The 25,382-nt window shown below is 71.8% G+C and carries 23 protein-coding genes; 12 read left to right on the forward strand and 11 right to left on the reverse strand.

Annotated elements, in window-relative coordinates; genetic code table 11:
• Positions 1 to 31: 31 nt before the first annotated feature.
• The 5 genes from DFJ67_RS39320 to DFJ67_RS39340 form a co-directional block, all read right to left on the reverse strand.
• Positions 32 to 925 carry an MBL fold metallo-hydrolase gene (locus DFJ67_RS39320; protein ID WP_116074380.1) on the reverse strand — a complete coding sequence of 298 codons (894 nt, stop codon included), beginning with the start codon at positions 923 to 925 and terminating at the stop codon, positions 32 to 34.
• Positions 922 to 1,341: a thioesterase family protein gene (locus DFJ67_RS39325; RefSeq protein ID WP_116074382.1), complete on the reverse strand. Its 420-nt coding sequence runs from the start codon at positions 1,339 to 1,341 to the stop codon at positions 922 to 924. The genes DFJ67_RS39320 and DFJ67_RS39325 overlap by 4 nt, the downstream gene beginning before the upstream one ends.
• 5 nt (positions 1,342 to 1,346) lie before the next feature.
• Positions 1,347 to 2,798 carry a PH domain-containing protein gene (locus DFJ67_RS39330; RefSeq protein ID WP_116074384.1) on the reverse strand — a complete coding sequence of 484 codons (1,452 nt, stop codon included), beginning with the start codon at positions 2,796 to 2,798 and terminating at the stop codon, positions 1,347 to 1,349.
• Positions 2,799 to 2,801: 3 nt separating this feature from the next.
• Positions 2,802 to 3,191 (reverse strand): PH domain-containing protein, encoded by a 390-nt coding sequence (locus DFJ67_RS39335; protein ID WP_409362951.1) that lies wholly within the window; start codon positions 3,189 to 3,191, stop codon positions 2,802 to 2,804.
• 141 nt (positions 3,192 to 3,332) lie between these two features.
• Positions 3,333 to 3,530 (reverse strand): hypothetical protein, encoded by a 198-nt coding sequence (locus tag DFJ67_RS39340; RefSeq protein WP_116074390.1) that lies wholly within the window; start codon positions 3,528 to 3,530, stop codon positions 3,333 to 3,335.
• 290 nt (positions 3,531 to 3,820) lie between these two features.
• Between DFJ67_RS39340 and DFJ67_RS39345 the strand changes: the two genes are divergently transcribed.
• From DFJ67_RS39345 to DFJ67_RS39360, 3 genes are all read left to right on the forward strand, one after another.
• On the forward strand, positions 3,821 to 4,969 hold the full coding sequence (locus DFJ67_RS39345) for an AAA family ATPase (protein ID WP_116074392.1): 1,149 nt from the start codon (positions 3,821 to 3,823) through the stop codon (positions 4,967 to 4,969).
• A gap of 326 nt (positions 4,970 to 5,295) precedes the next feature.
• Positions 5,296 to 6,228 carry a DUF58 domain-containing protein gene (locus tag DFJ67_RS39355; RefSeq protein WP_170216252.1) on the forward strand — a complete coding sequence of 311 codons (933 nt, stop codon included), beginning with the start codon at positions 5,296 to 5,298 and terminating at the stop codon, positions 6,226 to 6,228.
• Entirely contained in the window at positions 6,225 to 7,175 is a 951-nt protein-coding gene (locus DFJ67_RS39360) for a VWA domain-containing protein (protein ID WP_116074398.1), read from the forward strand. The genes DFJ67_RS39355 and DFJ67_RS39360 overlap by 4 nt, the downstream gene beginning before the upstream one ends.
• An 820-nt stretch (positions 7,176 to 7,995) precedes the next feature.
• Here DFJ67_RS39360 and DFJ67_RS39365 read toward each other — a convergent pair.
• The 4 genes from DFJ67_RS39365 to DFJ67_RS39380 all read right to left on the reverse strand — a co-directional run bounded on the left by DFJ67_RS39365 (position 7,996) and on the right by DFJ67_RS39380 (position 12,351).
• The gene (locus DFJ67_RS39365) at positions 7,996 to 9,456 is read right to left on the reverse strand and encodes an acyltransferase family protein (RefSeq protein ID WP_116074400.1); all 1,461 of its coding nucleotides are present in this window, start codon (positions 9,454 to 9,456) and stop codon (positions 7,996 to 7,998) included.
• Positions 9,453 to 10,340: an alpha/beta hydrolase gene (locus DFJ67_RS39370; protein WP_116074402.1), complete on the reverse strand. Its 888-nt coding sequence runs from the start codon at positions 10,338 to 10,340 to the stop codon at positions 9,453 to 9,455. The genes DFJ67_RS39365 and DFJ67_RS39370 overlap by 4 nt, the downstream gene beginning before the upstream one ends.
• Positions 10,341 to 10,423: 83 nt before the next feature.
• On the reverse strand, positions 10,424 to 11,089 hold the full coding sequence (locus DFJ67_RS39375; RefSeq protein WP_116074404.1) for a response regulator: 666 nt from the start codon (positions 11,087 to 11,089) through the stop codon (positions 10,424 to 10,426).
• Complete coding sequence (locus DFJ67_RS39380) at positions 11,086 to 12,351, reverse strand: sensor histidine kinase (RefSeq protein ID WP_170216170.1); 1,266 nt, start codon at positions 12,349 to 12,351, stop codon at positions 11,086 to 11,088. Before DFJ67_RS39380 ends, DFJ67_RS39375 begins: the two co-directional genes overlap by 4 nt.
• A gap of 169 nt (positions 12,352 to 12,520) precedes the next feature.
• Between DFJ67_RS39380 and DFJ67_RS39385 the strand changes: the two genes are divergently transcribed.
• From DFJ67_RS39385 to DFJ67_RS39400, 4 genes are read left to right on the forward strand one after another with little or no spacing between them, the layout of a single operon-like run.
• Positions 12,521 to 13,225 (forward strand): beta-ketoacyl-ACP reductase, encoded by a 705-nt coding sequence (locus DFJ67_RS39385; RefSeq protein ID WP_116077193.1) that lies wholly within the window; start codon positions 12,521 to 12,523, stop codon positions 13,223 to 13,225.
• Between the two features lie 27 nt (positions 13,226 to 13,252).
• The gene (gene fabI, locus DFJ67_RS39390) at positions 13,253 to 14,035 is read left to right on the forward strand and encodes an enoyl-ACP reductase FabI (RefSeq protein WP_116074408.1); all 783 of its coding nucleotides are present in this window, start codon (positions 13,253 to 13,255) and stop codon (positions 14,033 to 14,035) included.
• A gap of 22 nt (positions 14,036 to 14,057) precedes the next feature.
• A complete protein-coding gene (locus DFJ67_RS39395) occupies positions 14,058 to 15,098 on the forward strand; it encodes a ferrochelatase (RefSeq protein ID WP_116074410.1) in 1,041 nt (346 codons plus the stop codon).
• Positions 15,095 to 15,874, forward strand: coding sequence for an HAD-IIA family hydrolase (locus tag DFJ67_RS39400; RefSeq protein ID WP_116074412.1), 780 nt, complete (start codon positions 15,095 to 15,097; stop codon positions 15,872 to 15,874). Before DFJ67_RS39395 ends, DFJ67_RS39400 begins: the two co-directional genes overlap by 4 nt.
• A gap of 36 nt (positions 15,875 to 15,910) precedes the next feature.
• Here DFJ67_RS39400 and DFJ67_RS39405 read toward each other — a convergent pair whose 3' ends face one another.
• Positions 15,911 to 17,392 carry an aminopeptidase P family protein gene (locus DFJ67_RS39405; protein ID WP_116074414.1) on the reverse strand — a complete coding sequence of 494 codons (1,482 nt, stop codon included), beginning with the start codon at positions 17,390 to 17,392 and terminating at the stop codon, positions 15,911 to 15,913.
• 212 nt (positions 17,393 to 17,604) lie between these two features.
• Between DFJ67_RS39405 and asnB the strand changes: the two genes are divergently transcribed.
• Complete coding sequence (asnB, locus tag DFJ67_RS39415) at positions 17,605 to 19,548, forward strand: asparagine synthase (glutamine-hydrolyzing) (RefSeq protein ID WP_116077195.1); 1,944 nt, start codon at positions 17,605 to 17,607, stop codon at positions 19,546 to 19,548.
• A gap of 12 nt (positions 19,549 to 19,560) precedes the next feature.
• Here asnB and DFJ67_RS39420 read toward each other — a convergent pair whose 3' ends face one another.
• Complete coding sequence (locus tag DFJ67_RS39420) at positions 19,561 to 20,046, reverse strand: type III secretion system chaperone family protein (protein ID WP_116074416.1); 486 nt, start codon at positions 20,044 to 20,046, stop codon at positions 19,561 to 19,563.
• A gap of 151 nt (positions 20,047 to 20,197) precedes the next feature.
• Here DFJ67_RS39420 and DFJ67_RS39425 point away from each other — a divergent pair, with 151 nt between their 5' ends.
• The 4 genes from DFJ67_RS39425 (at position 20,198) to DFJ67_RS39440 (ending at position 25,121) form a co-directional block, all read left to right on the forward strand.
• Positions 20,198 to 21,940: a RyR domain-containing protein gene (locus DFJ67_RS39425; protein WP_116074418.1), complete on the forward strand. Its 1,743-nt coding sequence runs from the start codon at positions 20,198 to 20,200 to the stop codon at positions 21,938 to 21,940.
• A 179-nt stretch (positions 21,941 to 22,119) separates the two neighbouring features.
• Positions 22,120 to 22,590, forward strand: a complete 471-nt coding sequence (locus tag DFJ67_RS39430; RefSeq protein ID WP_116074420.1) for a hypothetical protein — start codon at positions 22,120 to 22,122, stop codon at positions 22,588 to 22,590.
• A 60-nt stretch (positions 22,591 to 22,650) separates the two neighbouring features.
• Positions 22,651 to 23,229 (forward strand): LemA family protein, encoded by a 579-nt coding sequence (locus DFJ67_RS39435; RefSeq protein ID WP_116074422.1) that lies wholly within the window; start codon positions 22,651 to 22,653, stop codon positions 23,227 to 23,229.
• Between the two features lie 5 nt (positions 23,230 to 23,234).
• Entirely contained in the window at positions 23,235 to 25,121 is a 1,887-nt protein-coding gene (locus DFJ67_RS39440; RefSeq protein ID WP_116074424.1) for a DUF2207 family protein, read from the forward strand.
• Positions 25,122 to 25,382: the final 261 nt, after the last annotated feature.

Raw genomic sequence — 25,382 nt, forward strand, 5'->3', positions numbered from 1 at the left:
TCGGGCGGGTCCCGGCGTCGCCGGGGCCCGCTCACTCCCCGTCGAGGAGCGTGTAGGCCCGCTTGATCGCGACGTGGGCGGCCTCGCCGAACGGGGCCCGCCGGGCCAGGTCGTCGACCCGGACCCGCTCGGCGTGGCCGTTGCGGATCAGCCACTCGAGCTCGGTCAGCTCCTCGTGCTGGCCGGTCACGAAGCCCTGGCCGACCGGGGCGCCGTGGCCCGGCACCACCAGCGTCTGCGGCGTCGTCAGCCGCAACATCGCCGCCACCGTGCCCGGCCATTCCAGCGGGAACGAGTCGCCGAACGCGGGCGGGCCGCTCTCCTCGACCAGGTCACCGGCGATCACCACGTCGGCGTCGGGCACGTGCACCACCAGGTCACCGCCGGTGTGGCCGCGGCCGTAATGCGCCAGCACGACCAGCCGGCCGCCGACGTCGAGGGTCGCGTCGGTCAGCACGATCTCGTTGGGCGGCAACAGCTCGGTCTTGGCCACCTCGTCGGCCAGCTCGGGCCGCGAACCGGCCTGCACGGCTTCCCAGGCCTCCCGGCGGGCGGTCTCCTCGTGACCGAGCAGCCGAGCGGTCTCCTCGTGGGCCCAGATCCGGGTCTCGGCCGCCGCCTGCGCGCCCGGGTCGCCGAACACCGGGAACTGCTCGGCCGGCGGCGGCAGTTGCCGCGCCAGCGTGGCGTTGCCGAACGCGTGGTCGAAGTGGTGGTGGGTGTTGACGATGGCCCAGGGCGCACCGGTCACCCGCCGGGCCAGGGTGAGCAGCTCGGCGGCCTGGGTCGGGGTCGAGAGCGTGTCGACCACGACGGCGGCCTCGTCGCCGACGATCAGCGTCACGTTGACGTCGTAGACCGGATAACGCAGCAGGTAGACCCGGTCGGCGATCTCGACGAAGCCGGGCTCGGACGACCGGGTCATGACCCGCCGACGGCGCGCTCGACGAACCGGTGCCGGTCGACGAACATCCGCTCGACCCGACCCTCGGCGACCACGGCCGCGGACTCACCGCCGGGGCCGTCAGCGACGGTGACCTCGAAGAGGAGCTTGCGACCGTCGACTTTGGCCAGCTTGGCCACCGCGTAGACGGTGCGGCCGATCGGCGTCGGCAGCTTGTGGTCGAGCTCGACCCGGGTGCCAACGGTGGTCATGCCGGTCGGCATGCGGGTCGCCGTCGCGGCGACCGTCGCGGCCTCGACCAGCGCCAACACCCTCGGCGTGGCCAGCACCGGCACGTCGCCGGAGCCGAGCGCCTGTGCGGTGTCGGAGTCGGTGACCGTCAGCTCCACCCGTGCACTCAAGCCCGGCGCGAAGGGCGCTTCCGCTTGCTGCTCCATGACTCTCAGGGTAGGCGCTCGACCACGCTCAAGCTACGAGCCCCGCCCACCTGTGGATAGCCGCGGTCGGGCGCGGCCAGCCGGGCCGCCCGGCCGCGCTCGGCCAGCTCGGCGGCGAGCCACCAGGCCTCCGCCAGGTCGCGGTCGCGCAGCGCGGCCGACCGCCCCCGGGCCGTGTCGGCGTAAACGGTGGCGACACCGAGCAGGCGTTGCAACGGGCCCTGAACGACCCGGACGCTCTGGATCCGGGCATACGGCAGCATCAGCACGGTTCGCGTCAGCAGCCCCTCCCGCGTGGCGACGATCCGGTCGGTCAGTGCGACACCGAGCTTCGGCCGGGCCAGCGGGTGGAACCACCGGGTCCGCGGCGGCGGCGGCGCGAAGGCCAGCGCGCTCACCACCACGCCGGGCAGCACCGCGGCGGCTACCCGGTCGGCCACGTCGGGCGTACCCACCGGGAGCAACCGATCGGTCTCCGCGCGGTTGCCGCCCTCCTGCCCGGCGACACCGGCGACATCGAGGGTCAGCCGCAGCCAGCCGTGGGTCCGCCAGAGCAGCGGCCAGGTCGCCGTCACGCCCTGCACCCGGTCGACCGGCACGGTCTGCGCGCGGGTCTCCACCAGCCCGAACCGCAGCCGCAGCGCGGTGGCGTCACGCCACAGCCGGAAGTTCCAGTCGCTGAGCACCCGCCGCACCGGCTGCAGCAGCACGCCGGCGATCGCGGTCATCGTGCTCGCCACGCCGATGAACGACCACGACGGGTTGTAGCCGAACTGGAGCACCACGATGGCCACACCGATCGGCAGCGAGATCGCCTGCGGGGTGAGGAGCTGACTGATCACCAGATCCCGGTTTTTAACCACCAGAAGCTCATCGGATACGCGCGGCGGTGCGGCGCCTTCGACCAAGGAGGGGCTGTCGCCCGGTGCGGCCTCGGGGCTGGGCGCCGACCGGCCCGCGATGGCGAGCAGCCGGTCGCGCAGGGCCGCCGCGTCAGCGACCGACAGGAACGCCAGCGGTGCCTCGGTCTTGCCGCCGCCGACCACCTCCAGTCGCAGCTCGGCCAGGCCGGTGAGCTGCGCCAACAGTGGGCGCACGACCTCGACCGACTGGAGTCGCTCCAGCGGGATCGCGCGGGTGCGGCGCCAGAGCAGGCCTTCGTACACCCGAAGCTCGTGACCGACGATGTGATAGCCGGTGTTGGCCCAGGTGATCACCGACCAGATCGTCGCGCCGAACACCAGCACGAGCACCATCAGCGCGAACCAGCCCACGCCGACCTCGCGGAGGGCCTGCCAGGACAGCGCGGCGACGATCAGCACGAGGGCCCGGGCGCCGTGCAGCAGCGGGCTGAGCGGATGCAGGCGGCGGCGCGGTTCTTCTCCCGTGGTCGCTATCGGCGGGGTCACTGCGGGCGCAGTCTCTGCGGGCGGAGTCTCTGCGGGCGGGCTTGTCATCGCTCAGAGGCCTTCGGCGCGGTCTTCGCCGAGCGCGGTCAGGCGGTCACGCAGCCGCGACGCCTCGGCCGGCCGCAAACCGGGCACCCGGGCGTCGCTGGCCGCGGCGGCGGTGTGCAGCTGCACCGTGGACAGGTTGAACGCGCGCTCCAGCGGGCCGGCGCTGACGTCGACGAACTGCATCCGCGCGTAGGGCACGATCGACAGCCGGCGGACCAGCAGGCCGTGCCGCACCAGCAGGTCGTGGTCGCGTTCCGCGTAGCCCCAGGCCCGCACCGCCCGGAAGATCGCCCAGAACCGCCAGAGCATCAGCACCAACACGACGACGAACGCCAGGCCGAGCGGCCAGATGCCGAAGATGGCCCACAGGATGCCGAGCGGGAGCAGCAGCATCGCCGCGGACGCACCCCACCGGATCAGCTCGACCCAGATCAGGTCACGCGAGACCGGCTGCCACTCGACGGTGTCGGGCCACGGTTCCAGGGGGCTGCTCGGCTCGGCCGCGGCGATATCCACCTCTATGAGGGTAGGCGATCACCGGAACGGCGCCACCTCGCGGAGAAAGCCGCGGCGGTCGAGGAAGTCGGCGAGGCTCTCCCGATGGTCTTCGCAGGCCAACCAGACCTTGCGCCGCTCGGGCGGATGGATCCGGGGATTGTTCCAGCGGATCTCGTGGACGGCCGGCTGACGACAGCCCTTGGCCGAGCAGATCGGCTCGATCTCGGGTTCCACTCACCGAAGTCTACGGCGGCACGGCATCGAGAGAGTTAAGGGCCGGGCGACCACGGGGGAAGTCGCCCGGCGTGGAGGAATCGTACACGCGACGTTCCCCTGCTTGTCTACCCATGTTTGCAGAGAGTCGCGGAGCGGCATTCCCGACGCGAATCCGGTTCTGCGCGCACGCCGCGCCGGCCGGCATGCAAGGCTTGTTGCGGCGTTCCCAGGTTCGACCGCCAGACTCTGGTGTGGCGACCCGCTGGGGGCGCCGCCGCCGACCCACGCAACGCGTCTGTGGAGGACCCGTGGCCCAGCCGACCGCACCCGACTCCCCGCAACCCGAAGCCGCTCCCAACGGCGCGGGCCCGGTCATGCCGACCGGTGGGCAGCCCGGAGATCCGCCGGCGACCACTCCCGCGCAAGACGCGACGCTGCTCGAACGCGCGCTCTTCGAGGTCAAGCGGGTGATCGTCGGCCAGGACCGGATGGTCGAGCGGATGTTCGTCGCGCTCCTCGCCCGCGGCCACTGCCTGCTCGAAGGCGTGCCCGGCGTGGCCAAGACGCTCGCCGTCGAGACGCTCGCCACGGTGGTCGGTGGCACCTTCGCCCGGGTCCAGTTCACCCCCGACCTGGTGCCGGCCGACCTGATCGGCACCCGGATCTACCGGCAGTCGAGCGAGAAGTTCGACGTCGAACTCGGCCCGGTGTTCGTCAACTTCCTGCTCGCCGACGAGATCAACCGGGCGCCGGCCAAGGTGCAGTCGGCGCTGCTCGAGGTGATGTCGGAGCAGCAGGTCTCGATCGGCGGCGTGACACACCGGGTGCCCAACCCGTTCCTGGTGATGGCCACCCAGAACCCGATCGAGCAGGAGGGCGTCTACCCCCTGCCCGAGGCACAGCGCGACCGTTTCCTGATGAAGATCCTGGTCGGCTACCCGTCCGACGCCGAAGAGCGCGAGATCGTCTACCGGATGGGCGTCAAGCCGCCGGAGCCGGCGGTCGTGTTCAGCCCGGCCGACCTGGTCGCGCTCCAGGCCAAGGCCGACGGCGTGTTCGTGCACAACGCGCTGGTCGACTACACGGTGCGGCTGGTGCTGGCCACCCGCAACCCGACCGAGTCGGGCGTGCCCGACGTCGCGCAGCTCATCCAATACGGCGCCAGCCCGCGCGCCTCGCTCGGCATCGTCCGGGCGGCCCGGGCGCTGGCCCTGCTCCGCGGCCGCGACTACGTGCTGCCGCAGGACGTGCAGGACATCGCACCCGACATCCTGCGGCACCGCCTGGTGCTCAGCTACGACGCACTCGCCGACGACGTGCCGGCCGACCAGATCGTGGCCCGGCTGATGCACGCGGTCCCGATGCCCTCGGTCGCACCCCGGCAGCACGCCACTGCGGGCCCGCAACCCCAGCCACCCGCGCAGCCCGCCGGCGCCTGGCCGGGCCGCCTGCCGTGACCGCACCCGCGGAGCCTGGGCGCCGGCCGGACACGTCCGGCCCCGCCGGCACACCGCCACACCCGGGCGCCGCGTCCGGAGCGTCTGGCTCGGGTCCGTGGCAGCACGGTGCGGCCCCCAGCGCGGAGCCGGCGCGGTCCGGCGCGGCCCCTGGCGCGGAGCCGGCGCGGTCCGGCGCGGCCTCTGGCGCGGATGCGGCGCGGTCCGGCGCGGCCTCTGGCGCGGATGCGGCGCGGTCTGGCGCGGAGCCGTTGCGGCCCGGCGCGGAGCCGGGGCGGTCCGGGTCCGGGCGCACCAGGGCCGACCGGATCGCCGACACGGCCGGGCTGCATGCCGGGGCCGCGGCCAGCGGCGGCGTGGCGACGGCACGGGCCGAGCAGGTGCTCTCGCGGCTGCAACTGCTGATCACCCGCAAGCTCGACGGGCTGCTCCAGGGCGATTACATCGGGCTGCTGCCGGGCCCGGGCACGGAGCCGGGCGAGTCCCGCGAATACCGGCCGGGCGACGACGTGCGGCGGATGGACTGGCCGGTCACCGCGCGCACCACGGTCCCGCACACCCGGCAGACAGTGTCCGACCGCGAGCTCGAGACCTGGCTGGCGATCGACCTGTCGGCGAGCCTCTCGTTCGGCACGGCCCAGATGCTCAAGAGCGACCTGGTGGTGGCGGCGGCCGCGGCGGTCACCCATCTGACGGTCCGCGGCGGCAACCGGATCGGTGCCGTGGTCGGCACCGGCGGCGGCTACACCTCCCGACTGCCGGCCCGCCCCGGCCGCAAGGAGGCGCAGGGTTTGTTGCGCGCGGTCGCGCGTACCCCCATAAAACCGGGCCGCACCGACCTGGGCGCCTTGATCGACATGCTCAACCGCCCACCGCGCCGCCGGGGTATGGCCGTGGTGATCTCCGATTTCATGGCGCCGCCGGCCGATTGGGGCCGGCCGCTGCGCAAGCTCGGCGTCCGGCACGACGTGCTCGCGATCGAGGTGGTCGACCCGCGCGAGCTCGAACTGCCCGACGTCGGCGTGCTCGTGCTGGCCGACCCGGAGACCGGCGCGCTGCACGAGGTCTACACCGGCGACGCGAAACTGCGCGCCCGATACGCCGCCGGCGCCGCCGCGCAGCGCTCCGCGATCGCCTACGAACTACGCGCCGCCGGCGCCCAACACCTGCGGCTGCGCACCGACTCCGACTGGCTCCTCGACATCGTCAGGTTCGTCGCCGCACAGCGACACGCACGCACCCGGGGTACGACACGATGATCCGTTTCCTGCAACCGTGGTGGCTGCTGGCCCTTGTGCCGGTCGTCCTCGTCGCCGCCGCGTACGTCTGGCGGCAGTTGCGCCGCAAGGACTACGCGATGCGGTTCACCAACGTCGAGCTGCTCCGGTCGCTCGCGCCGCGCGGCTTGGGCTGGCGCAAGCACGTCTCGGCCGGCGCCCTGCTGCTCAGCCTGCTCGCTCTGGCGCTGGCGATGGCCCGCCCGTCGGTCGACCGCGAGCTACCGCTGGAGCGCGCGACGATCATGCTGGCCATCGACGTGTCGCTGTCGATGGAGGCCAGCGACGTAGCGCCGACTCGCCTCGAGGCAGCGCAGGTGGCCGCGAAACAGTTCGTCGAGGAACTGCCGGCGACCTACAACCTGGGGCTGGTCTCGTTCGCCAAGTCGGCCAACGTGCTGGTCGCGCCGACCAAGGACCGCTCCGCGATCACCGCGGCCATCGACGGGCTGACCCTGGCCGAGGCAACCGCGACGGGCGAGGCGGTCTTCACCTGCCTCGACGCGATCCGCACGGTGCCCGCCGACGGCGCCGACGGCGCGCCACCGGCCCGCATCGTGCTGCTCTCCGACGGCTTCCGCACCGCCGGGCGCCCGATGGAGGAAGCGGCCGGGGCCGCGCAGGCGGCCAACGTGCCGGTGTCGACGATCGCGTTCGGCACTGACAATGGCACGGTCGACATCGGGGGTCAGCTACAGCGGGTGCCGGTCGACCGGCTCGCGCTGGCGCAGCTCGCTGAGTCGACGAGTGGGTTCTTCTACGAGGCGGCCAGCGCGGCTGAGCTCAAGCGGGTCTATGAAGATATGGGCAGCTCGATCGGCCATCGGGTGGAGCCCCGCGAGGTCACCCACTGGTATGCGGGTTTCGCACTTCTCTTCGGCCTGATCGCGGCCGGTCTCAGCCTGATCTGGTCGTCGCGACTGCCCTGACCGGGCCAGCCGGCACTCCGCCCGCTTGGTCCTGCGAGTCGGTGGACCTATCCAGCGGAGGGTGAAACTGAGCCGGCCATGGGGTACCGACCGGGGCTGGGGTTAGCCGAATAGCGGCGCAGTAGCCGGCGGCCCGGGATGGCCAGATACTGGCGACCGGCAAGCCGGATGCCCGCCTCACGGCCAGCGACCGGGCCAAGCTGCACGCCGGCAGCCCGACCGGAGGCCGGGGCGGGCCAAGCCGGATGCCGGCTTGAGGGCCGGCGACGAGGCCAAGCCGGGTACCTGCGTCACAACCGGCCATTGGGGCCTAGCCAGATGCGGGCCGCACGCCGGCGGGGGGAGCCAAGCCGGGTACCGGCCTCGCGCCCCACGGGCGGAGCCAAGCCGGGTACCGGCCTCGCGCCCCACGGGCGGAGCCAAGCCCGATGCCGGCCTCGCGGCCGGCGGCCTCGGATTGGCCGGCCTGCGCCGCACCCGAGGTCGGGCTTGCGTCGATGCCCGCGTGGTGTCCCGGTGATCCCGCGGCGCCGGCAGGCGACGGGTGGCGTGGGCCGCGCTGACGGCGGATGCCGGTCAACTCGCGTTGTTGACCAGCATCACGACGACGACAACCCAGACGGCGGCGAGGGTGAAACCCAGTGGTGCCATCAGACGACGGTTCATCACGGCTCTCCGATGCGACGGTGGGACTGGGAGTGCAGGGAATCGCGGCGGAGGAGAGTCGCAGCCGGACGGCGTCACGCCGAGGCCGGGCCCGAAGCGGGCGCGGCGCGGCGGGGTGCCGGCAGGGATTTCTGGCTGTCGTCGGTCGCAGCTGTTAGCGGGACCGGACGGCGGCCCGGCTGCGACTCGGAGGATCGCTGTCTCGCACGGCGATCACCTCCATACGTCGGCCGGGCACACGAACCATCCGTGATTCTATCCTGTGCCCGCCGCCACCGTGCCATAGGCCGGAAGGTTGGCCGGGCACCGTCCGATATGGTCGCCGCGGTCGGCCGCCCGCCGGACGCTCCGCCACGCTGGCGGCCGCTGTCGCGGGCCGCGGCAACCGACTGGTGGTGGCCCGAGCGCCCGACCCGACCGCGGCAAGCCAGGCGACCAGGGCGAGCGCGGCCAGGCGAAGCAGCCGGCCGCGATCCGCCGCCATCGCGCTGAGCCAGGCGACCGCACCGAGCGCGGCCACGCGGCGCGGCTGACCGCGATCCGCGCCGCGATCCGGCGCCATTGTCGCGAGCCGGACGACCAGCACGAGGGCGGCCGCGAACAGCGGAAGCCAGGCGAACCGGGCGGCGGCCCACGCGTATCCATCCGGCGCGGCGAGCAGCCCGGGCAGGCGGCCGCCGAGCCAGGCGACGGCGACCGTGACGGAGATCATGGTGGCCTGGTGCCACAGATAGACCGGCAGCGCGGCGGCGTTCAGGGCGCGCACCGGGCGCCAGGTGCCGACCCGCCGCAGCCAGGGCAGCAGCAGGACCACCGCGCCGGTCTGCGCGAACGCGAGCGCCAGTGCGGCCAGCGAGGGCGGGTCCAGGTTGGAGCGTCCCGCGCCGGGTACCCCGACGGCGCTGGCCGGGTAGCCGGCGAACATCACCAGCGCGACCACCGCGAGCGCGCCGCCGGCCAGCAACGCCCAGCCGGTACGCCGGCCGGCCAGCCGCCCGGACGCCAGCGCCACGCCGAGCACGAACGGCACCGACCAGGCGGCGACCAGCGTCGTGGGCAGGAAGCCGTAGCCGAGGTCGGCGGCGAGCACGACCGCGGCCGCCGCCACGACGAGCGGGACCGGGCCGCACCGGCGGACCAGCCGGGCGATCGGGCCGACCAACGCGGTCAGCACCAGGAACGGCAACAGGAACCACAATGGACTCAGGACCAGCTTGCCGACGGTACGCAGGGTCGCCTCGGGCACCCCGGCCAGCGCGCCGGCGGTCAGGGCGAGGCCCAGCAGACCCAGCAGGGCGGCGACCGGCACCGCCAGGACGCGCAGCCGGCGCGGCAACCGCCAACGCACCGGCGCACCAACACCGGCCGCCGGCGCCGGGCGTGGGCGGGCCGCCGACGCCGCGGCGGCGTATCCGCCGGCCAGGAAGAACAGGCCCAGCGTCTGGAACAGCCAACTCACCGGCTGGAGCGCGGGTAGCGCGGCCAGTGGGCTGTTCACATGCAGGGCGCCGTCGTCGCCGAGCACGAGTGCGGTGACCAGCCAGTGCCCGAGCACCACGCCGGCGATGGCGATTGCCCGCACGGCGTCGATTCCGGCGTCCCGGCGGGCGGTCATTTGGTCACCACGGCGGCGATGGCGGCCAGGCTGGCCGTACCCGGTGAGAAGTAGAAATCATGTCCCTGCACTCCCCCGGTGGGCAGCGCGGTGGCGCCGAACGAGTCGCTCGACGGGCGGGTGCCCAGGCCCAGGCCGAGCAGGCGCACCTGGGGTATGCGGCGGATCCAGTCGGTGGGCGCCAGCGCGCTGTAGACGGCCGCTCGCGTGTGCAGGTCGGCCACGTCGTCGGCGCCCATGCCCGGCGCGCCCAGCGCGACCAGCGCGGTCACCTGCGGCGGCAGCGCGGGCGCGGCGAGGCCGACCACCACGGCGCCGTAGCTGTGGCCGATCAGGGTGATCCGGGCGTCCGGCCGGCGGTCGGCCAGCCAGCGGGTGAACGCGTCCAGGTTGCGGGCTCCGGCGTGCGCGCGGACCTCGCGGGCCGCCTCCAGGCCGATGCCCTCCGGCGGGTCGTAGCCGAGCCAGGCGACGACCGCGATCTTCGCCTCCGGGTCGGCGGCGGCGGCCGCGGAGTAGACCTCGCGGGCCTGGGTCGCCGGTGCCCGCCGCTCGACGCCGCCGAGGCCGCTGGTGAACGTCGCCAGTGTGGTATCGACGCCGGGCACCACGACCGCGATCCGGTCGGCGGTGGCCAGGTCGCCGACCACCTCGACCGCCGTGCCGTCGCCGCGCGGGTCGAACTCGAGGAACCGGCGACCGGAGCCGACCCAACCGGCGTACGCGCCACCGGCCGCCCGCATCGCCGCCGCTGCCGCCGGGTAGGCCGCCGCGGGCGTCGCACCTGCTGCGGGCGCGGCCACGGCCGGGGTGGAACTGGGGACCAGCAGGCCGGCGCCGAGCGTCGCGGCGAGGCCGCCGAAGAGGAGTGTCCGTCGTTTCATGCGGCGAACGATGCCGGTGTGAACGGTGGTGAATCGTCGTACCGGAGCGTGGTCTTGGTTGTGCTACCTCAGGATTACGGGGGCTACTCCCCCGCGGCGACGAGGCCCGTCTCGTAGGCGAGGACGACCGCCTGGGCGCGGTCGCGCAGGGCCAGCTTGGCCAGGATGCGGCCGACGTGGGTCTTCACCGTCTGCTCGGCGACGACGAGGTCGGCGGCGATCTCCTGATTGGACCGGCCGCGGGCGATCAGCCGCAGCACCTCGGTCTCCCGCGGGGTCAGGGACGACAGCGCGGTCGGCCGCGGCCGGGCCGGGCCCGGGCGGGCGGTGAACTCGGCGATCAGCCGGCGGGTCACCGAGGGTGCCAGCAGCGCCTCGCCGCCGGCGACCACCCGCACGGCGTTGACCAGGTCGGCGGCGGGCGCGTCCTTGAGCAGGAAGCCGCTGGCGCCGGCCCGCAGCGCCTCGTAGACGTAGTCGTCGAGGTCGAAGGTGGTCAGCACGAGCACCCTGGGCGGCGCGTCGGCTGGCCGGCCGGCGAGCAGCCGGCGGGTCGCCTCCAGGCCGTCGAGCACCGGCATCCGAATGTCCATCAGCACCACGTCGGGGTCGAGGCGGCGGCTTTCGGCGACCGCCTGTGCCCCGTCGGCGGCCGCGCCGACCACCACCATGTCGGTCTGGGCCGCGAGCAGCGCGCCGAAGCCCTCGCGGACCATCGCCTGGTCGTCGGCGATGAGGACTTTGATCACGCGTCCTGCCCTTCCGGTATCACCTCGCGCGCCGCGGCCGGCAGCGTCGCCGCCACCGCGAACCCACCGAACACCGTAGGCCCGGCGTCGAACGTGCCGCCCAGCAGCGTGGCGCGTTCGTGCATGCCGGCGATCCCGTGCCCGTCGCCCGGCTCGGTCGGCGTCGCCGGCGGGTCGTTTTCCACCCGCACCGCCACGGCGTCGGCGTCGCGGGTGACCGCCACCCGGACCGCGGCGCCGGGCGCGTGCCGGGCCGCGTTGGCCAGGGCCTCCTGCACGATCCGGTAGGCGGCCAGCGCGACCGGGCCCTCCTCGTCGGGCACCGAGCCGTGCAGGGTGATCGGCACGCCGGCGCGGCGGGCGGTCTCCACCAGCTCGGTGATGTCGGCCAGGCCAGGCTGGGGCGCGGTCAGGGCGGGCGCCGCCTCGCTGCGCAGCACGCCGAGCAGGCGGCGCATGTCGGTCATGGCGGCGCGGGCCGAGCCGGCGATCGACCCGAACTCCTGCCGCACCGGGTCATCCATGCCCGGCAGCCGGAACGGCGCGGTCTCGGCCTGCACGGCGATCATCGACATGTGGTGTGCGACCACGTCGTGCATCTCGCGGGCGATCCGGGTGCGCTCCTCGAGCACCGCCCGGCGGGCCTTCTCCAGCTCGGACTGCTCCTCCTGGTCGGCGAGCTGTGCGGTCAGCGCGCGGGCGCGTTCGCGCTGCCGGCGGATCTGGTCGCCGACGATGAGCACGAGCAGGAACAGGATCGAGACGCCCCATGCGTTGGCGGCGTTGACGTAGAAGAAGACCGGGGCGAGCGTGAGCAGCCCGGCCCAGGCGACGACGCCGGAGTTGGCGCGCAGCGCCAGGGCGAACAGCACGATCAGGAAGAAGACGATCTGCACCGGATTCCACGGCCAGGCGTCGGTCGACGGAGCCTGCATCGTGCCGAAGAACAGCATCACGAACGACAGCCGCCAGGCCCAGAGCGGGCGGTGGTAGGCCAGCAGGATCGGCAGGGTGCTGGCGAAGCCGAGCAGACCGGCGACCTGGCCCTGGATGTGGCGGGCGCCGATCAGATATTGCGTGGCCGCCACGCCCAGGCCGAGCACGGCGAGAAGGGCCAGCGGCACGACCAGCGAGCGCCAGCGCTGCCACCACCGGTCGAGCCGGGGCGAGAGCGGCCGACGCCCGGGCGTCGGCGGGAAGTCTTTCCCGATCAGCACCCGGCGCAGGTCCCGCAGGCTGCCCTGGGGGAGGCTCTCGTTCACCATCAGGACGCTACGCGGCGGGTACGACAGGACGCGTGCCCCTGCGGAGCCATCCCGAGTGTCATACCCGGGTATGAGAATCACAGCTGGGCATGGCGGTTTCGCAGTACCGCTCAGTAGGCCGTAATGTCCATTCCGATTGCAGGGCTGGGCAGTTGGGAGATCAAAAATGGCGCGCACGGTGCTGGTGACCGGCGGAAACCGCGGCATCGGCAAGGCCATCGCGCTGGCCTTCGCCGCGCAGGGCGACAAGGTGGCGGTGACGCACCGTGGCACGGGCGCGCCCGAAGGGGTCCTCGGCGTCAAATGCGACATCACCGACTCCAACTCGGTCGACGAGGCCTTCGCGCAGGTCGAGCAGGAGCTGGGCCCGGTCGAGGTGCTGGTCGCCAACGCCGGCATCACCGCTGACACGCTGCTGCTGCGGATGACCGAGGAGCAGTTCACCAGCGTCGTCGACACCAACCTGGCCGGCGCGTTCCGGGTCGCCAAGCGCGCCTCGAAGACGATGCTGCGCGCCCGCTTCGGCCGCATGATCTTCATTTCCTCGGTGGTCGGCCTGTCCGGCAACCCGGGCCAGGTCAACTACGCGGCCAGCAAGGCCGGGCTGGTCGGCATCGCCCGGTCGATCACCCGTGAGCTGGGCACCCGCAACATCACCGCCAACGTGGTCGCGCCCGGTTACGTCACCACCGACATGACCGAGAACCTGCCCGACGACCTCAAGAAGAAATACGTCGAGTCGATCCCGGCCGGTCGCTTCGGCTCGACCGACGACATCGCCGCGGCGGTCACCTTCCTGGCCAGCGACCACGCGGGCTACATCTCGGGCGCCGTGATCCCGGTCGACGGCGGCCTCGGCATGGGTCACTGATCTTCTAACGAACAGAAAGGCTGCACCGTGGCAGGACTGCTGGAGGGCAAGCGACTCCTGATCACCGGCGTGATCACCGACCAGTCGATCGCGTTCTCGGTGGCCAAGCTGGCCCAGGAAAACGGCGCCACCGTGGTGCTGACCGGTTTCGGCCGGATGTCGCTGGTCGAGCGGATCGCCAAGCGGCTGCCCGCCGAGGCGCCGGTGATCGAGCTCGACGTGACCAACCAGGAGCACCTCGACACGCTCGCCGAGAAGGTCGGCAAGCACCTCGACGGCGTCGACGGCCTGGTGCACTCGATCGGGTTCGCCCCCGCGACCGCGCTCGGCGGCCAGTTCCTGGAGACCAAGTGGGAAGACGTGGCCACCGCGCTGCACGTCTCGACGTTCTCCTACAAGTCGCTCGCGATGGCGGCGCTGCCGCTGATGCAGCGGGGCTCCTCGGTGGTCGGCCTGACCTTCGACGCGACCAAGGCGTGGCCGGTCTACGACTGGATGGGCGTGGCCAAGGCCGGGCTCGAGTCGGCGTCCCGTTACCTCGCGCTACACCTGGGCAAGCAGGGCATCCGGAGCAACCTGGTGTCGGCGGGGCCGCTGCGCACGATGGCGGCGCGGTCCATCCCCGGCTTCGAGCAGTTCGAAGACGCCTGGACCCGGCGCGCTCCGCTGGGCTGGGACCTGCAGGATCAGGAGCCGGCCGCCAAGGCCGTATTGGCGCTGATCAGCGACTGGTTCCCGGCAACCACGGGCGAGATCATCCACGTCGATGGCGGATATCACGCCCTGGGTGCCGAGAGCGCACCGGTCTAGACCAACAAGGCACAATCGTCTGATGCCGTACGACGCATTGGTCCTGGTTTCGTTCGGCGGCCCGGAACGCCCGGAAGACGTGATTCCATTTCTGGAGAACGTCACCCGGGGCCGGGGCGTGCCTCCGGAACGCCTCGCCGCGGTCGCCGAGCACTACTACCACTTCGGCGGGGTCTCCCCGATCAACCAGCAATGCCGAGAGCTGCTGGCCGCGATCGAGGGCGATTTCGCGGCCAACGGCCTCGACCTGCCGGTCTACTGGGGCAACCGCAACTGGGACCCGATGCTGACCGACACCGTGGCGACCATGAAGGCCGACGGCGTCCAGCACGCCCTGGCGTTCGTGACGAGCGCCTACGGCGGCTTCTCGTCGTGCCGGCAATACCAGGACGACATCGCCAAGGCCCGCGCGGCGGTCGGGCCGGACGCCCCCGTGATCGAGAAGCTGCGGCACTTCGCCGACCATCCCGGCTTCGTGGAGCCGCACGCCGACGCGGTCCGGGCCGCGCTGGGCACGCTCGACCCGGCCCGGCGGGCAACGACCCGCCTGGTGTTCACGGCGCACTCGATCCCGACCGGGATGGCCGTGACAGCCGGCCCGCCGCCGGTGACGCCGCCCGGCCGCTACGTCGCCCAGCTGCGCGAGACGGCCGCCCTGGTCGCCGCGGCCGCCGCACCCGACCTCCCGTGGGACCTGGTCTGGCAGAGCCGCTCCGGCCCGCCCCAGGTGCCGTGGCTGGAGCCCGACGTCAACGACCACCTGGCCGCGCTGGCCGACACCGGGGTGACCGGGGTGGTGGTCAGCCCGATCGGCTTCGTCTCCGACCACCTGGAGGTGATCTGGGACCTCGACAACGAGGCCGCGGCGACCGCGAAGAGCCGAAACCTGGACTTCGTGAGGGCCGCCACACCCGGCACCGACCCCCGATTCGTCGCGATGGTCCGCGAGCTGGTGCTCGAGCGGGTCGAAGACACCGAGACGCAACGACGGCTCGGTAGCCTTCCGTTCTGGGACACCTGTCCCGCCGACTGCTGCACGCCACCAGCCAGGAGACCGTCATGACCGAGCGCAAGGCGATCGAGAGCTGGCTGACCGACATGGACGGCGTGCTCATCCACGAGGGTCAGCCGGTCCCCGGCGCGCCCGAGTTCCTGCGCAGGATGCGCGCGAGCGGCAAGCCGTTCCTGGTGCTGACCAACAACTCGATCTACACCCCGCGCGACCTCCAGGCCCGCCTGGCCCGGATGGACCTGCACCTGGCCGAGGAGTCGATCTGGACCGCGGCCCTGGCCACGGCCCAGTTCCTGAGCGACCAGCGCCCGGGCGGCTCGGCCTACGTGATCGGCGAGGCCGGCCTGACCACGGCGATGCACGCGGTCGGCTACGTGCTGTCCGACTACGCGCCGGACTACGTGGTGCTCGGCGAGACCCGCACCTACAGCTTCGAGGCCATCACCAAGGCCGTCCGCCTGATCAACGACGGCGCCCGCTTCATCTGCACCAACCCGGACCCGACGGGCCCGTCGACCGAGGGCGCGCTGCCCGCGGCGGGGTCGGTGGCCGCGATGATCGAGAAGGCCACCGGCAAGGCGCCCTATTTCGTCGGCAAGCCCAACCCGATGATGATGCGGTCGGCCCTGAACACGATCGCCGGCCACTCGGAAAGCACGGCCATGATCGGCGACCGCATGGACACCGACATCCTCTGCGGGCTCGAAGCCGGCCTGGAGACGATCCTGGTCCTGACCGGCATCAGCAACCGCGTCGAGGCGGAGCGCTACCCCTACCGCCCGAGCCGCATCGTCGACTCGGTCGCCGACCTGATCGACGAACTCTAGGAGTTGGGCCGGCGAGTTCGCCGGCCCAACAACCGACTAGGCGCCCGGCAGGCGCGGGCCGGCGGCGCGCTGGGCCGCCATCCACTCCTCGACCTGGGCCGACGACCGCGGCAGCCCATCAGACATGACCCGCGTGCCGGTCGCCGTCACCAGGACGTCGTCCTCGATCCGGACCCCGATCCCGCGCAGCTCCGCCGGCACCAGCTCGTCCTCAGCCTGGAAATAGAGCCCCGGCTCGACGGTCAGCACATAGTTCTCGCCGACCACACCGTCGCGGTAGTTTTCTTTCCGGGCGTTCGAGCAGTCGTGCACGTCGATGCCGAGCATGTGGCCGAAGCTGTGCAGCGTCCACCGCCGGTAGATCGTCGATTCCTTGTCCATCGCCTCGTCGACGCTCACCGGCAGCACGCCCAGATCAAAGAGACCTTCAGCGAGGACCCGCATGCAGGTCAGGTGGATGTCTTCGAACTTGACGCCCGGCTTGATGAAGTCGATGCCCGCCTGCTGCGAGCGATACACGATGTCGTAGACGTCGCGCTGCAACGACGAGAAGACCCCTGACACCGGGACCGTACGCGTGACGTCAGCGGTGTAAAGGTTCTGGTTCTCCACGCCCATGTCCATCAGCAACAGCTCACCGGGCACGGTGACACCGTCGTTGCGGATCCAGTGCAGCGTCGTCGCGTGCCGCCCGGCCCCGACGATCGAGCTGTAGCCCACGTCGTTGCCCTCATACCGGGCCCGCAGCCCGAAGACGCCCTCGATCAGCCGCTCCCGGACGCCGCGGTCGGCCGGCAGCATCCGGGCCACGTCTTCGAAGCCCCGCACGGTCGCGTCGATCGCGTCCTGGAGCTGCTCGATCTCCCACGGGTCCTTGACCAGCTTCAGCTCCGAGATGGCGATCGCGAGCTCCTGATCCCGCGTACGCCCATCTCGTGCCTTTTGGTCCTTCTCGTCCTTTTCTGTCCACGGCCGGACAGCGGCGTCGACCTCCGGGTCGAAACCGCGCAGGACCCGGGTGCGGCGCGGCGCGCAGTCAGCCAGCACCCGCTCCAGATCGGTGATCACCGTCGTCTCGACGCCCAGCGACGCCGACTTCTCCGTCAGCGTCGCCCGGCGGCCCACCCACAGCTCGCCGTCGCGGCTGCGGAAGAAATCGTCGGTCTCGCGCGAGTTGCGGGGCTTCGTGTAGAGCACCGGGTCATGGCCGTCGCCGACCGGGTGGAAGACGAGCACGCTGTCGGGGTCGAGGTCGCCGGTCAGGTAGGCGAAGTCGCTGCCCGCGCGGAACGGGTAGTCGGTGTCGTTGGCCCGGGCCTTCTCGCGACCGGTCGGGATGATCAACGTCTCACCGGGGAACTGCGCCGACAGGGCCGCCCGGCGCTCGGCGTAACGGGGGGTGCCCGGCGACGGCTTGACCGCCAGCGAGTCTTCGGCCCAGCCGGTGCGCATGAACTCGAGGAACTTCGCCGGGAAGGCCGGGTCGTGTGCCTCCACCTTGGCGGTGCTCTCGCTCATGACCGGCTCGGTCGGTTCCGCACCCGAAGCCGCACCCGAAGCCGCGGCCGAACCCGCAGCCGAACCCGCACCGGAACCCGCAGCCGCCGCCGCAGACTCACCCATCACGCCTCCCCATTGATCGCGCTTCCGCAGACAAGCTACCCCGCCACGCCACCCCAATCCGATGGGAGGCGACCGCCCGCTGGGCCACCCATGAAAAGATGGCCGCCATGTGCGGAATCCTGGCCTTCTTCAGCGCGCACGGCGCGGCCGGCGCCCACCGCGACGCGATCGCCGACGCGTTGGAGTGCGTGCACCACCGTGGCCCTGACGAGACCGGCATCGAGGTCATCGGCAACGACGCGGTGTTCGCCCACAAGCGGCTCTCGATCATCGATGTGGCGTTCAGTCACGAGCCGCTGCCCTACGCGGGCGGGCGCTACCTGCTGACCTTCAACGGCGAGATCTACAACTACATCGAGCTGCGCGAGGAGTTGGCCCGCGACTACGGCGCGACCTTCGCGACCCAGGGTGACGGCGAGGTGATCGTCGCCGGCTACCACTTCTGGGGCGAGAAGGTGCTCACCCGCCTGCGCGGCATGTTCGCGTTCGTGATCTGGGACCGCCAGGAGCGCCGCGCGTTCGCCGCCCGTGACTACTTCGGCATCAAGCCGCTGCACTACCTACAGACGGTCGACGGGGTCTACCTCGCCTCCGAGAAGAAGGCCCTGCTCCCCTTCGCCCCCGCCGCGCACGCCGGCGACGCGGGCGTCGACACCGCCAGCCTCTCGCACTACCTGACCCTGCAATACGTGCCCGAGCCCGGCACGCTGCACCAGGGCATCTCGCGGATCGGCTCGGGTGAATACCTCAACTGGACGCCCGGCTACCAGCCCGAGGTCCGCCGCTGGTACCGCCCGGTCTTCAACCCCACCCCGGTCACCGACCAGGAGCGGGTGTTCACCGAGATCCGCGAGACGCTCCGCGAGAGCGTGCGCCTACACATGCGCTCCGACGTGCCGGTCGGCTCGTTCCTGTCCAGCGGCATCGACAGCACCGCGGTTGTCGCGCTCGCACGAGAGTTCAACCCCAACATCCTGACCTTCACCGTGGGGTACGACGTCCCCGGCTACTCCGAGATCGAGGTCGCCCAGGACTCGGCGCGGCACCTCGACGTGACCACGATCCCGACCAAGATCGGGCCGCAGGACATGATGGAGGCCCTGCCGCGGATCATCTGGCACCTCGACGACCCGGTGGCCGACCCGGCGCTGGTGCCGCTCTACTTCGTGGCCCGCAAGGCCGCCGAGCACGTCACGGTGGTGCTGTCCGGCGAGGGCGCCGACGAGTTCTTCGGCGGTTACACGATCTACCGCGAGCCGCTGTCGCTCAACGCGGTCAACTCGCTGCCCGACCCGATGCAGAAGGGCCTGCGGGCCGTCTCCAAGGTCATCCCGCAGGGCGTGAAGGGCAAGAGCTTCCTGGAGCGGGGCACGACCCCGATCGAGGAGCGCTACTACGGCAACGCGCGGATGTTCACCGAGGAAGAGAAGCAGAGCCTGCTCCGACGCTACGACCCGTCGGTGCGCTACACCGACGTCACCGCGCCGTTCTACGCCGAGGCCGCCGACCTCGACGACGTCACGAAGATGCAATACATCGACCTCTACACCTGGCTGCGCGGCGACATCCTGGTCAAGGCCGACCGCATCTCGATGGCCCACTCGCTGGAGGTGCGGGTCCCGTTCCTCGACCGCGAGGTCTTCGACGTGGCCGCCCGCCTGCCGGTCGACCTGAAGCTTCCGCCCCGCTCCGACGCCACGAAGTGGGCGATGCGCCAGGCGTTGCAGGGCGTCGTCCCGCCGGCCATCGTCAACCGCAGGAAGCTGGGCTTCCCGACCCCGACCCGGGTCTGGCTGGCCGGCGAGATGTATGAATGGGCCCGCCACATCATCGCCACCTCGGGCGCCGGCGACCTGATCGACCTCAACTACGCGCTGCGCCTGCTCGACGAGCACAAGAAGGGCGACGTCGACTACTCCCGCAAGGTGTGGACGGTGCTGGTCTTCTGCATCTGGCACGCGATCTACGTGGCCCGCACGCTCGACCCGGGCATCCAGCGCAACCAGTCGGCCCTGCTGACCAAGCCGGTCGTCGGCTCGATGGTGGCCTAGGCCGCGCGCTGGTCAGCTCATCGACCAGAGCGCGTTGATCGCGTTCGGGGCAAAGTGCTGGCCTCCGAGTTGGCTGACGATCGACGGTGAGGCACGCTCGGCGGCGGCGACCACGGTGTTGACCATGGTCGCCGCCCACCGGGTCGACGGCGGGTTGTCCCAGGTGATCGGCTCCAGCGGGATCAGCAGCCGGGCCAGGATCGAGCCCCGGCCACGGTCGTCGGCCTCGATGTGGCACGTGCCGAAGTAGGCCTCCTTGTTGAGCCCGTTGACCAGCTCATGGGCCTTCGGGGTCACCTGCACCGCGGTCGCCAGGCCGCAGACCAGCGAGAGAAACGGGTCGGGCTGCGAACCCCACCGCGGCGCGAGTACGCAGATCGCCGAGCTCCCGACGATCGCGTAGGCGTTGGCCTGGCCCGTCGCCAGCGCCTGCCAGCGGCCCTCGTGATGGCTTTCGGCCAGCAGGCGCGCGAACTCCACGCCCTCGTCGAGGTTCATCGCCTCTCCTCATGGGGAGTCCCAGCGGAGATCAAATTCTCACCAGCGGCCCGCGTTGATCGCCATCCGCCGGACGGGTCACGCCCGGTCGACGAAGCGGCGGCATTGAGTGAATGCGATCAACATCTACTGTGGCCGATAGCATGGCCCCATGGCGGGCCGGAGCGGGAGCGGCACCGGCGGGCTGAGTGACTCGCCTCGGCCGCCGGTCGCGCCGGTGCTCTGGCTGGCCTTCGCGATCCTCGCGGTCATCTCGTTCGGCTGCGGCCTGATCGGGCTCGAGCAATACCTCCGCGAGAACCCCGACCTCGGCTACAGCGGCCAGCCGCTCGACGTCCTCTACTACGCGCTGCAACTCTTCGTGCTCGGCTCGCCGCCGCTCGACGCGGGCGGGCCGTTCCCGGCGATCCTCGACTTCGCGCGGTTCGCGGCGCCGACCGTCACCGCGTACGCCCTGATCGAAGCCTCTCGGCTGCTCTTCGCCGCGGAGATCCGGCGACTCAAGGCCCGCACCGCCCGCGGCCATGTCATCGTCGTCGGCGACACGCTGGTCGCCACCACGCTCGCGCGGCGGCTGCGGCAGGCCGGCCATCAGGTGGTGACCGTGCCCAGCGGGGTCGCCGAGACCGGGCCGGCCCCACGGGTCGCCGGCGCCGCGCGCGACCCCGACATCCTGCGGGCCGCCAGCGTCGGCCGGGCCAAAGCGGTCTACGCCTGCACCGACGACAGCGCCGCCAACACCGCGATCGCGCTGGCCGCCGCCCGGCCGCGGCGCAACGGCGACACCCTCGCCGTCTACGCGCAGGTCGCCGACCCGGAAGTGTGCGCCGCCCTACAGGCTCGGCTGCTGAGCGCGCCGACCAGGCAAGGCACCCGGCTCGACTTCTTCAACATCGACGATCTCGCCGCCCGACACCTGGTGTCCCGCGAGCCGCTGGCGCTGCCCGGCGCGCGCCCGCCGACCGTCGCGATCCTCGGCGGCACCGCGTTCGGCCGTGCCGTGCTGGTCGAGTTGGCCCGGCAGTGGCGCATCCGCGACCCCGACGCCGCACCGCTGCCGATCGAGATCGTTGACCCGGAAGCGACCGCGGCGGTGACCCACCTGACCGACCGCTACCCGTTCCTGACCCGGGTCTGCAAGATCACGCCGCACGACTTCGGCTTCGACCGCTTGCTGGCCACGCCGTCCGACGGGCCGGTGCCGGACCGGGTGTTCATCTGTTACGACGACGAGCAGCAGGCACTCAAGGCCGCCCTGACCGCCGAGCAGGTGTGGCCCGGCGAGCCCGGCTCGGTGGTGGTCCGGCTCGACCGGCTGGCCAGCCTGCGCGAGGCGTTCGACGGCGGCGACCGGGTGCTCGACGAGCTGTCGGGCACGCTGCGCCTCTTCGGCGTCGTACACGCGGCGTGTGATCCGGCTCTGATCGGCGACGACCTGGTCGAGCGGCTGGCCCGGGTGATCCACGAACGCTACGTGCTCGACCTGATCCGCCGCGGCGCCCGGCCCGACGACAACCCGGCCCTGCTGCCCTGGCACGAGCTGCCCGACCGGCTGCGGCTGACCAACCGGGCGCAGGCCGACGACATCGGCCGCAAGCTGCGCGCGATCGGCTGCACGCTCTCCCCCCGGGTCGGCCCCGGCCGCGAGCACTCGCTGGAAGACGACGAGGTCGAGCGGCTGGCCATCATGGAACACGAGCGCTGGCGGAAGGACCGCGCGGCACACGGCTGGCGCTTCGCGGCGGTCCGCGACGACGAGCACAAGCTGCATCCCGCGATGGCCGGCTGGCCCGCGCTCCGCGACGAGATGCGTAACCGCAATCTCGATGAAATCCGCCAGTTGCCGGCTATTCTCGCGGATGCCGGCTTCCGCATAGTCCGGCTGCGGACGTAGGCCCTATCCGGTGGATCAGTGCGAGCCGAGACGGAGTCCAGGTGTCGTCTGGTGGTGGCCCGGGATTGTCGGCATACCGGTGTTGTATGTCGGTGATCCCGGGACGCCGCCAGGCGGCGGCTGGGCCCGTCGCAGGCCGCGCTGATCCGCCGGATAGGGCCTAAAAGGAGGGGACGGGCATGCCCCGCATCGGGGTCACTGGGCACGTGCGCCTCGCGGCTGGCACCGCCGAGTTGGTCTATGCCGGCCTGACCGCCGCCCTCGCCGCGCACGACTCGCCGCTGCACGGGGTCACCTGCCTCGCCGACGGCGCCGACCAGCTCTTCGCCCGCGCGGTCGCCGAACTCGGCGGCACCTACGAGGTCGTGTTGCCCGCCGCCGACTATCGCAACCTGGTCGCCGACCCCAAGGCCTTCGACGACCTGCTCGGCAAGGCGATCCGGGTCGACTACCTGCCCTATCCCGAGGCGGGGCCGGCGGCCTATTTCGCCGCCAGCGCCGAGTTGCTCGGCCGGGTCGACCACCTGATCGCGGTCTGGGACGGCGCACCGTCCGACGTGGTCAGCAGCACCGCCAACGTGGTGCGCACCGCCCAGGAGCGTGGCCTCCCGGTGACTGTGCTCTGGCCGGCGGGTGCACGGCGCGCCTAGCTTCTGTCAGTTGCCTGACAGGTTTGCCCCTTGTTCATGAATCCCGGTTCACCATGCGCCATGAGCCTCAGTCCCCTGGTTATCGCGATCATCGTGATCGCCGTCATCGCCGTTCTGGTCCTGTTCTGGGCGGTGCGCACATTCAACGTCCTGATCCGCCAGCGCAACCAGGTCCGGGCGTCCTGGGCCCAGATCGACGTGCAGCTCAAGCGCCGCCACGACCTGGTGCCAAACCTGGTCGAAACCGTCAAGGGGTACGCCGGCCACGAGCGCGCGACGCTCGACGCGGTGGTGGCGGCGCGGGCCGGCGCGATGGCGGCCGGTGCGAGCCCGTCGGTCGAGCAGCGCTCCGCCGCGGAGGGCATGCTGACGCAGAGCCTGGGCCGGCTGTTCGCGCTCGCCGAGGCCTACCCGGACCTCAAGGCCAACCAGAACTTCCTGCACCTACAGAGCGAACTGGCCAACACCGAAGACAAGATCGCGTACGCCCGCCAGTTCTACAACACGGCCGTCCAGACGCTCGACAACACCGCGCACTCGTTCCCGAGCATGTTCGTCGCCTCGATCGCCGGCATCAGGCCAGCCGGCTACTTCCAGGCGTCCGGTGCCGAGCAGGCCCCGGTCCAGGTCCGTTTCTGACCTCCATGTCGCTCACCGTAGTCATCGCCGTCGCCGTCCTGGCGACGGCGGCCTGGGCCGCCCTCTTCGGCCTGGTCCTGCTGATCACCCGCTCGTCCTTCCCCGAGCCGGCTCCGGCCACCATGGACCTCGGCCCCGAGCCGCCGGCCGTGGTCAACCTCCTCGCCAACCGCTGGTATCGCCCCGACGAGGACGCCGCCGAGGCGACCCTGCTCGACCTGGCCGGCCGGCGTTACTACGAGATCCGGCAGGCGTCCGACGACCCCGTGCACAGCACCATCCACCTCAACCCCAACCCGCCCGCCGGCCCCGACCTGCTCCCCTTCGAGCAACGCCTGCTGTCCCGGATCCGGGCCGCCGCCGTCGGCGGCGTGGTGCCGCTGACCGCCCTCACGTTCCGCGACGCCGACCAGGCGAAGGGCTGGGCCAGACGGTTCAACGCCGAGGTGGTCGCCCACGCCCGCCGCCTGGGTGTCTCCCGCCGCCGGATCAGCAAGGGCCAGATCTCGCTGCTGTCGGTGGCCGCCACAGTGCCGGGCGTCGCGATCGCGCTGGCGGTGGCCATGGGGATCGAGCGCAACGCCGACGCCGACGACAAGGGCGGCGGCTACGCCTCGATGGTCGCGACCATCCCCATCTTCATCTCGATCTTCGCCTACATCGCCGGCCGCTACCGCGGCGAACGGTCCACTCCGGAGGGCCGCGCGGCCGCCGCCCGCTGGCTCGGCGTCCGTGGCTGGCTGGCCGGCCACGACGCGTTCGCCGACCTGCCGCCGGCCGCGGTCATGGTCTGGGACCGCTATCTGGGGTACGGAGCCGCCCTGCACGCCGCACACGCCGCCACCGCGGCCCTCGACCTCGGCATGGGCTCGAAATACCTGGTCTGGTCGTCCTACGGCGGAAGCTGGCGCCGGGTCAAGGTCCGCTACCCACGCTTCTTCGACCGCTACGGCCGGCAGACCAGCGCCCTGGTCAAGGGCGGCGTGTGGCGGCTGGTCCTGGGCTTCGGCCTCGCGCTGATCAGCCGCACCCTGCCCGACGCGGTCCCGGACAAGGTCGGCTCGCTGGACAGCAGTTGGGCCGGCAACGACATCTCCATGTTCACCTCACCGACCCGCCTGGTAACCGCGCTGCTGGCAACCCTGCTGATCGTCTCGGGCCTCTACCGGATCGTCCGCGCGACGGTGGACCACCACACCCCTGTCGAGATCACCGGCGAGGTGCTCTGGATCTCGGTCTGGAAGAGCGCGTCGCAGGGCGAAGACAGCCCGTCGATCCCCTGGCTCCACCACCTGGCGGTCGACGACGGCACAACCGACCGCACGGTGGCCTGGGGCCTCCCGTCGGAGTGGTCGAGCCGCTCGTCACCGGGCGACCTGGTGCAGATCAGCGTGCGCCGCTGGACCCGCCGGGTCGTCGCGATCAAGGTCCTCCGGGAAGGCGGCGGCCACTCGTTGCACCGCGGCTTCGACACGGACGACAACACGGAGAACCTGGTGGCGGAGGCGCTGGGCGAGCGCAAGAACGCCCCGATCTCGCTACGCACCGCGGTGGCCTCGACGGTGCTCACGGCCGAGGAGGTCGCCCGAGCGGTCGGCGAGCCGGTCCGGGTCCGCGAACTGGGCCCCATCAACGGCCTCTACGAGACAACGGCCGCCGGAAAGCCGGTAGCGATGATCCAAATGCAACGCGGCCCGATGGCGAAGCTCTGGTGGGCGGCCGCGAAACGCGGCACCCCACTACCGGGCCTGGGCGACGAGGCCTATTTGAGCGAAACAGGCGCGGCCGTCCGCAAGGGCGACGCAGTGGTGATCCTGGTGCTACACCGCGGCGGCCGCGCGGCGGCACCCCACCTGCCCTGGCTGATGGGCCAGGTCGCCACGCGGCTTTGAAGTTCCAGCGCTCGGGCGTGTCGCCTCGAGGTGAGGTGATGTTCGTGGGCGTACATGAAAGAACATGTAGGTACATGTTCTTTCATGTACGCGCCGAAAGGCACCTGCCACAGTAGGGACGCACCGGTGAAGACCACCACTGTGCCGGGCCGGCACCGTGAAGATGCCGGTGGCCGGGCCGAAAGCCGACTGCGAGATGCGTTCGTCGCCAACTGCGTGCTGGCGCCCGCGTTGGTCAAAGTCGGCAGTCAAGGGCTTCAG

This window comes from Asanoa ferruginea, from assembly GCF_003387075.1.
Lineage (GTDB): Bacteria > Actinomycetota > Actinomycetes > Mycobacteriales > Micromonosporaceae > Asanoa > Asanoa ferruginea.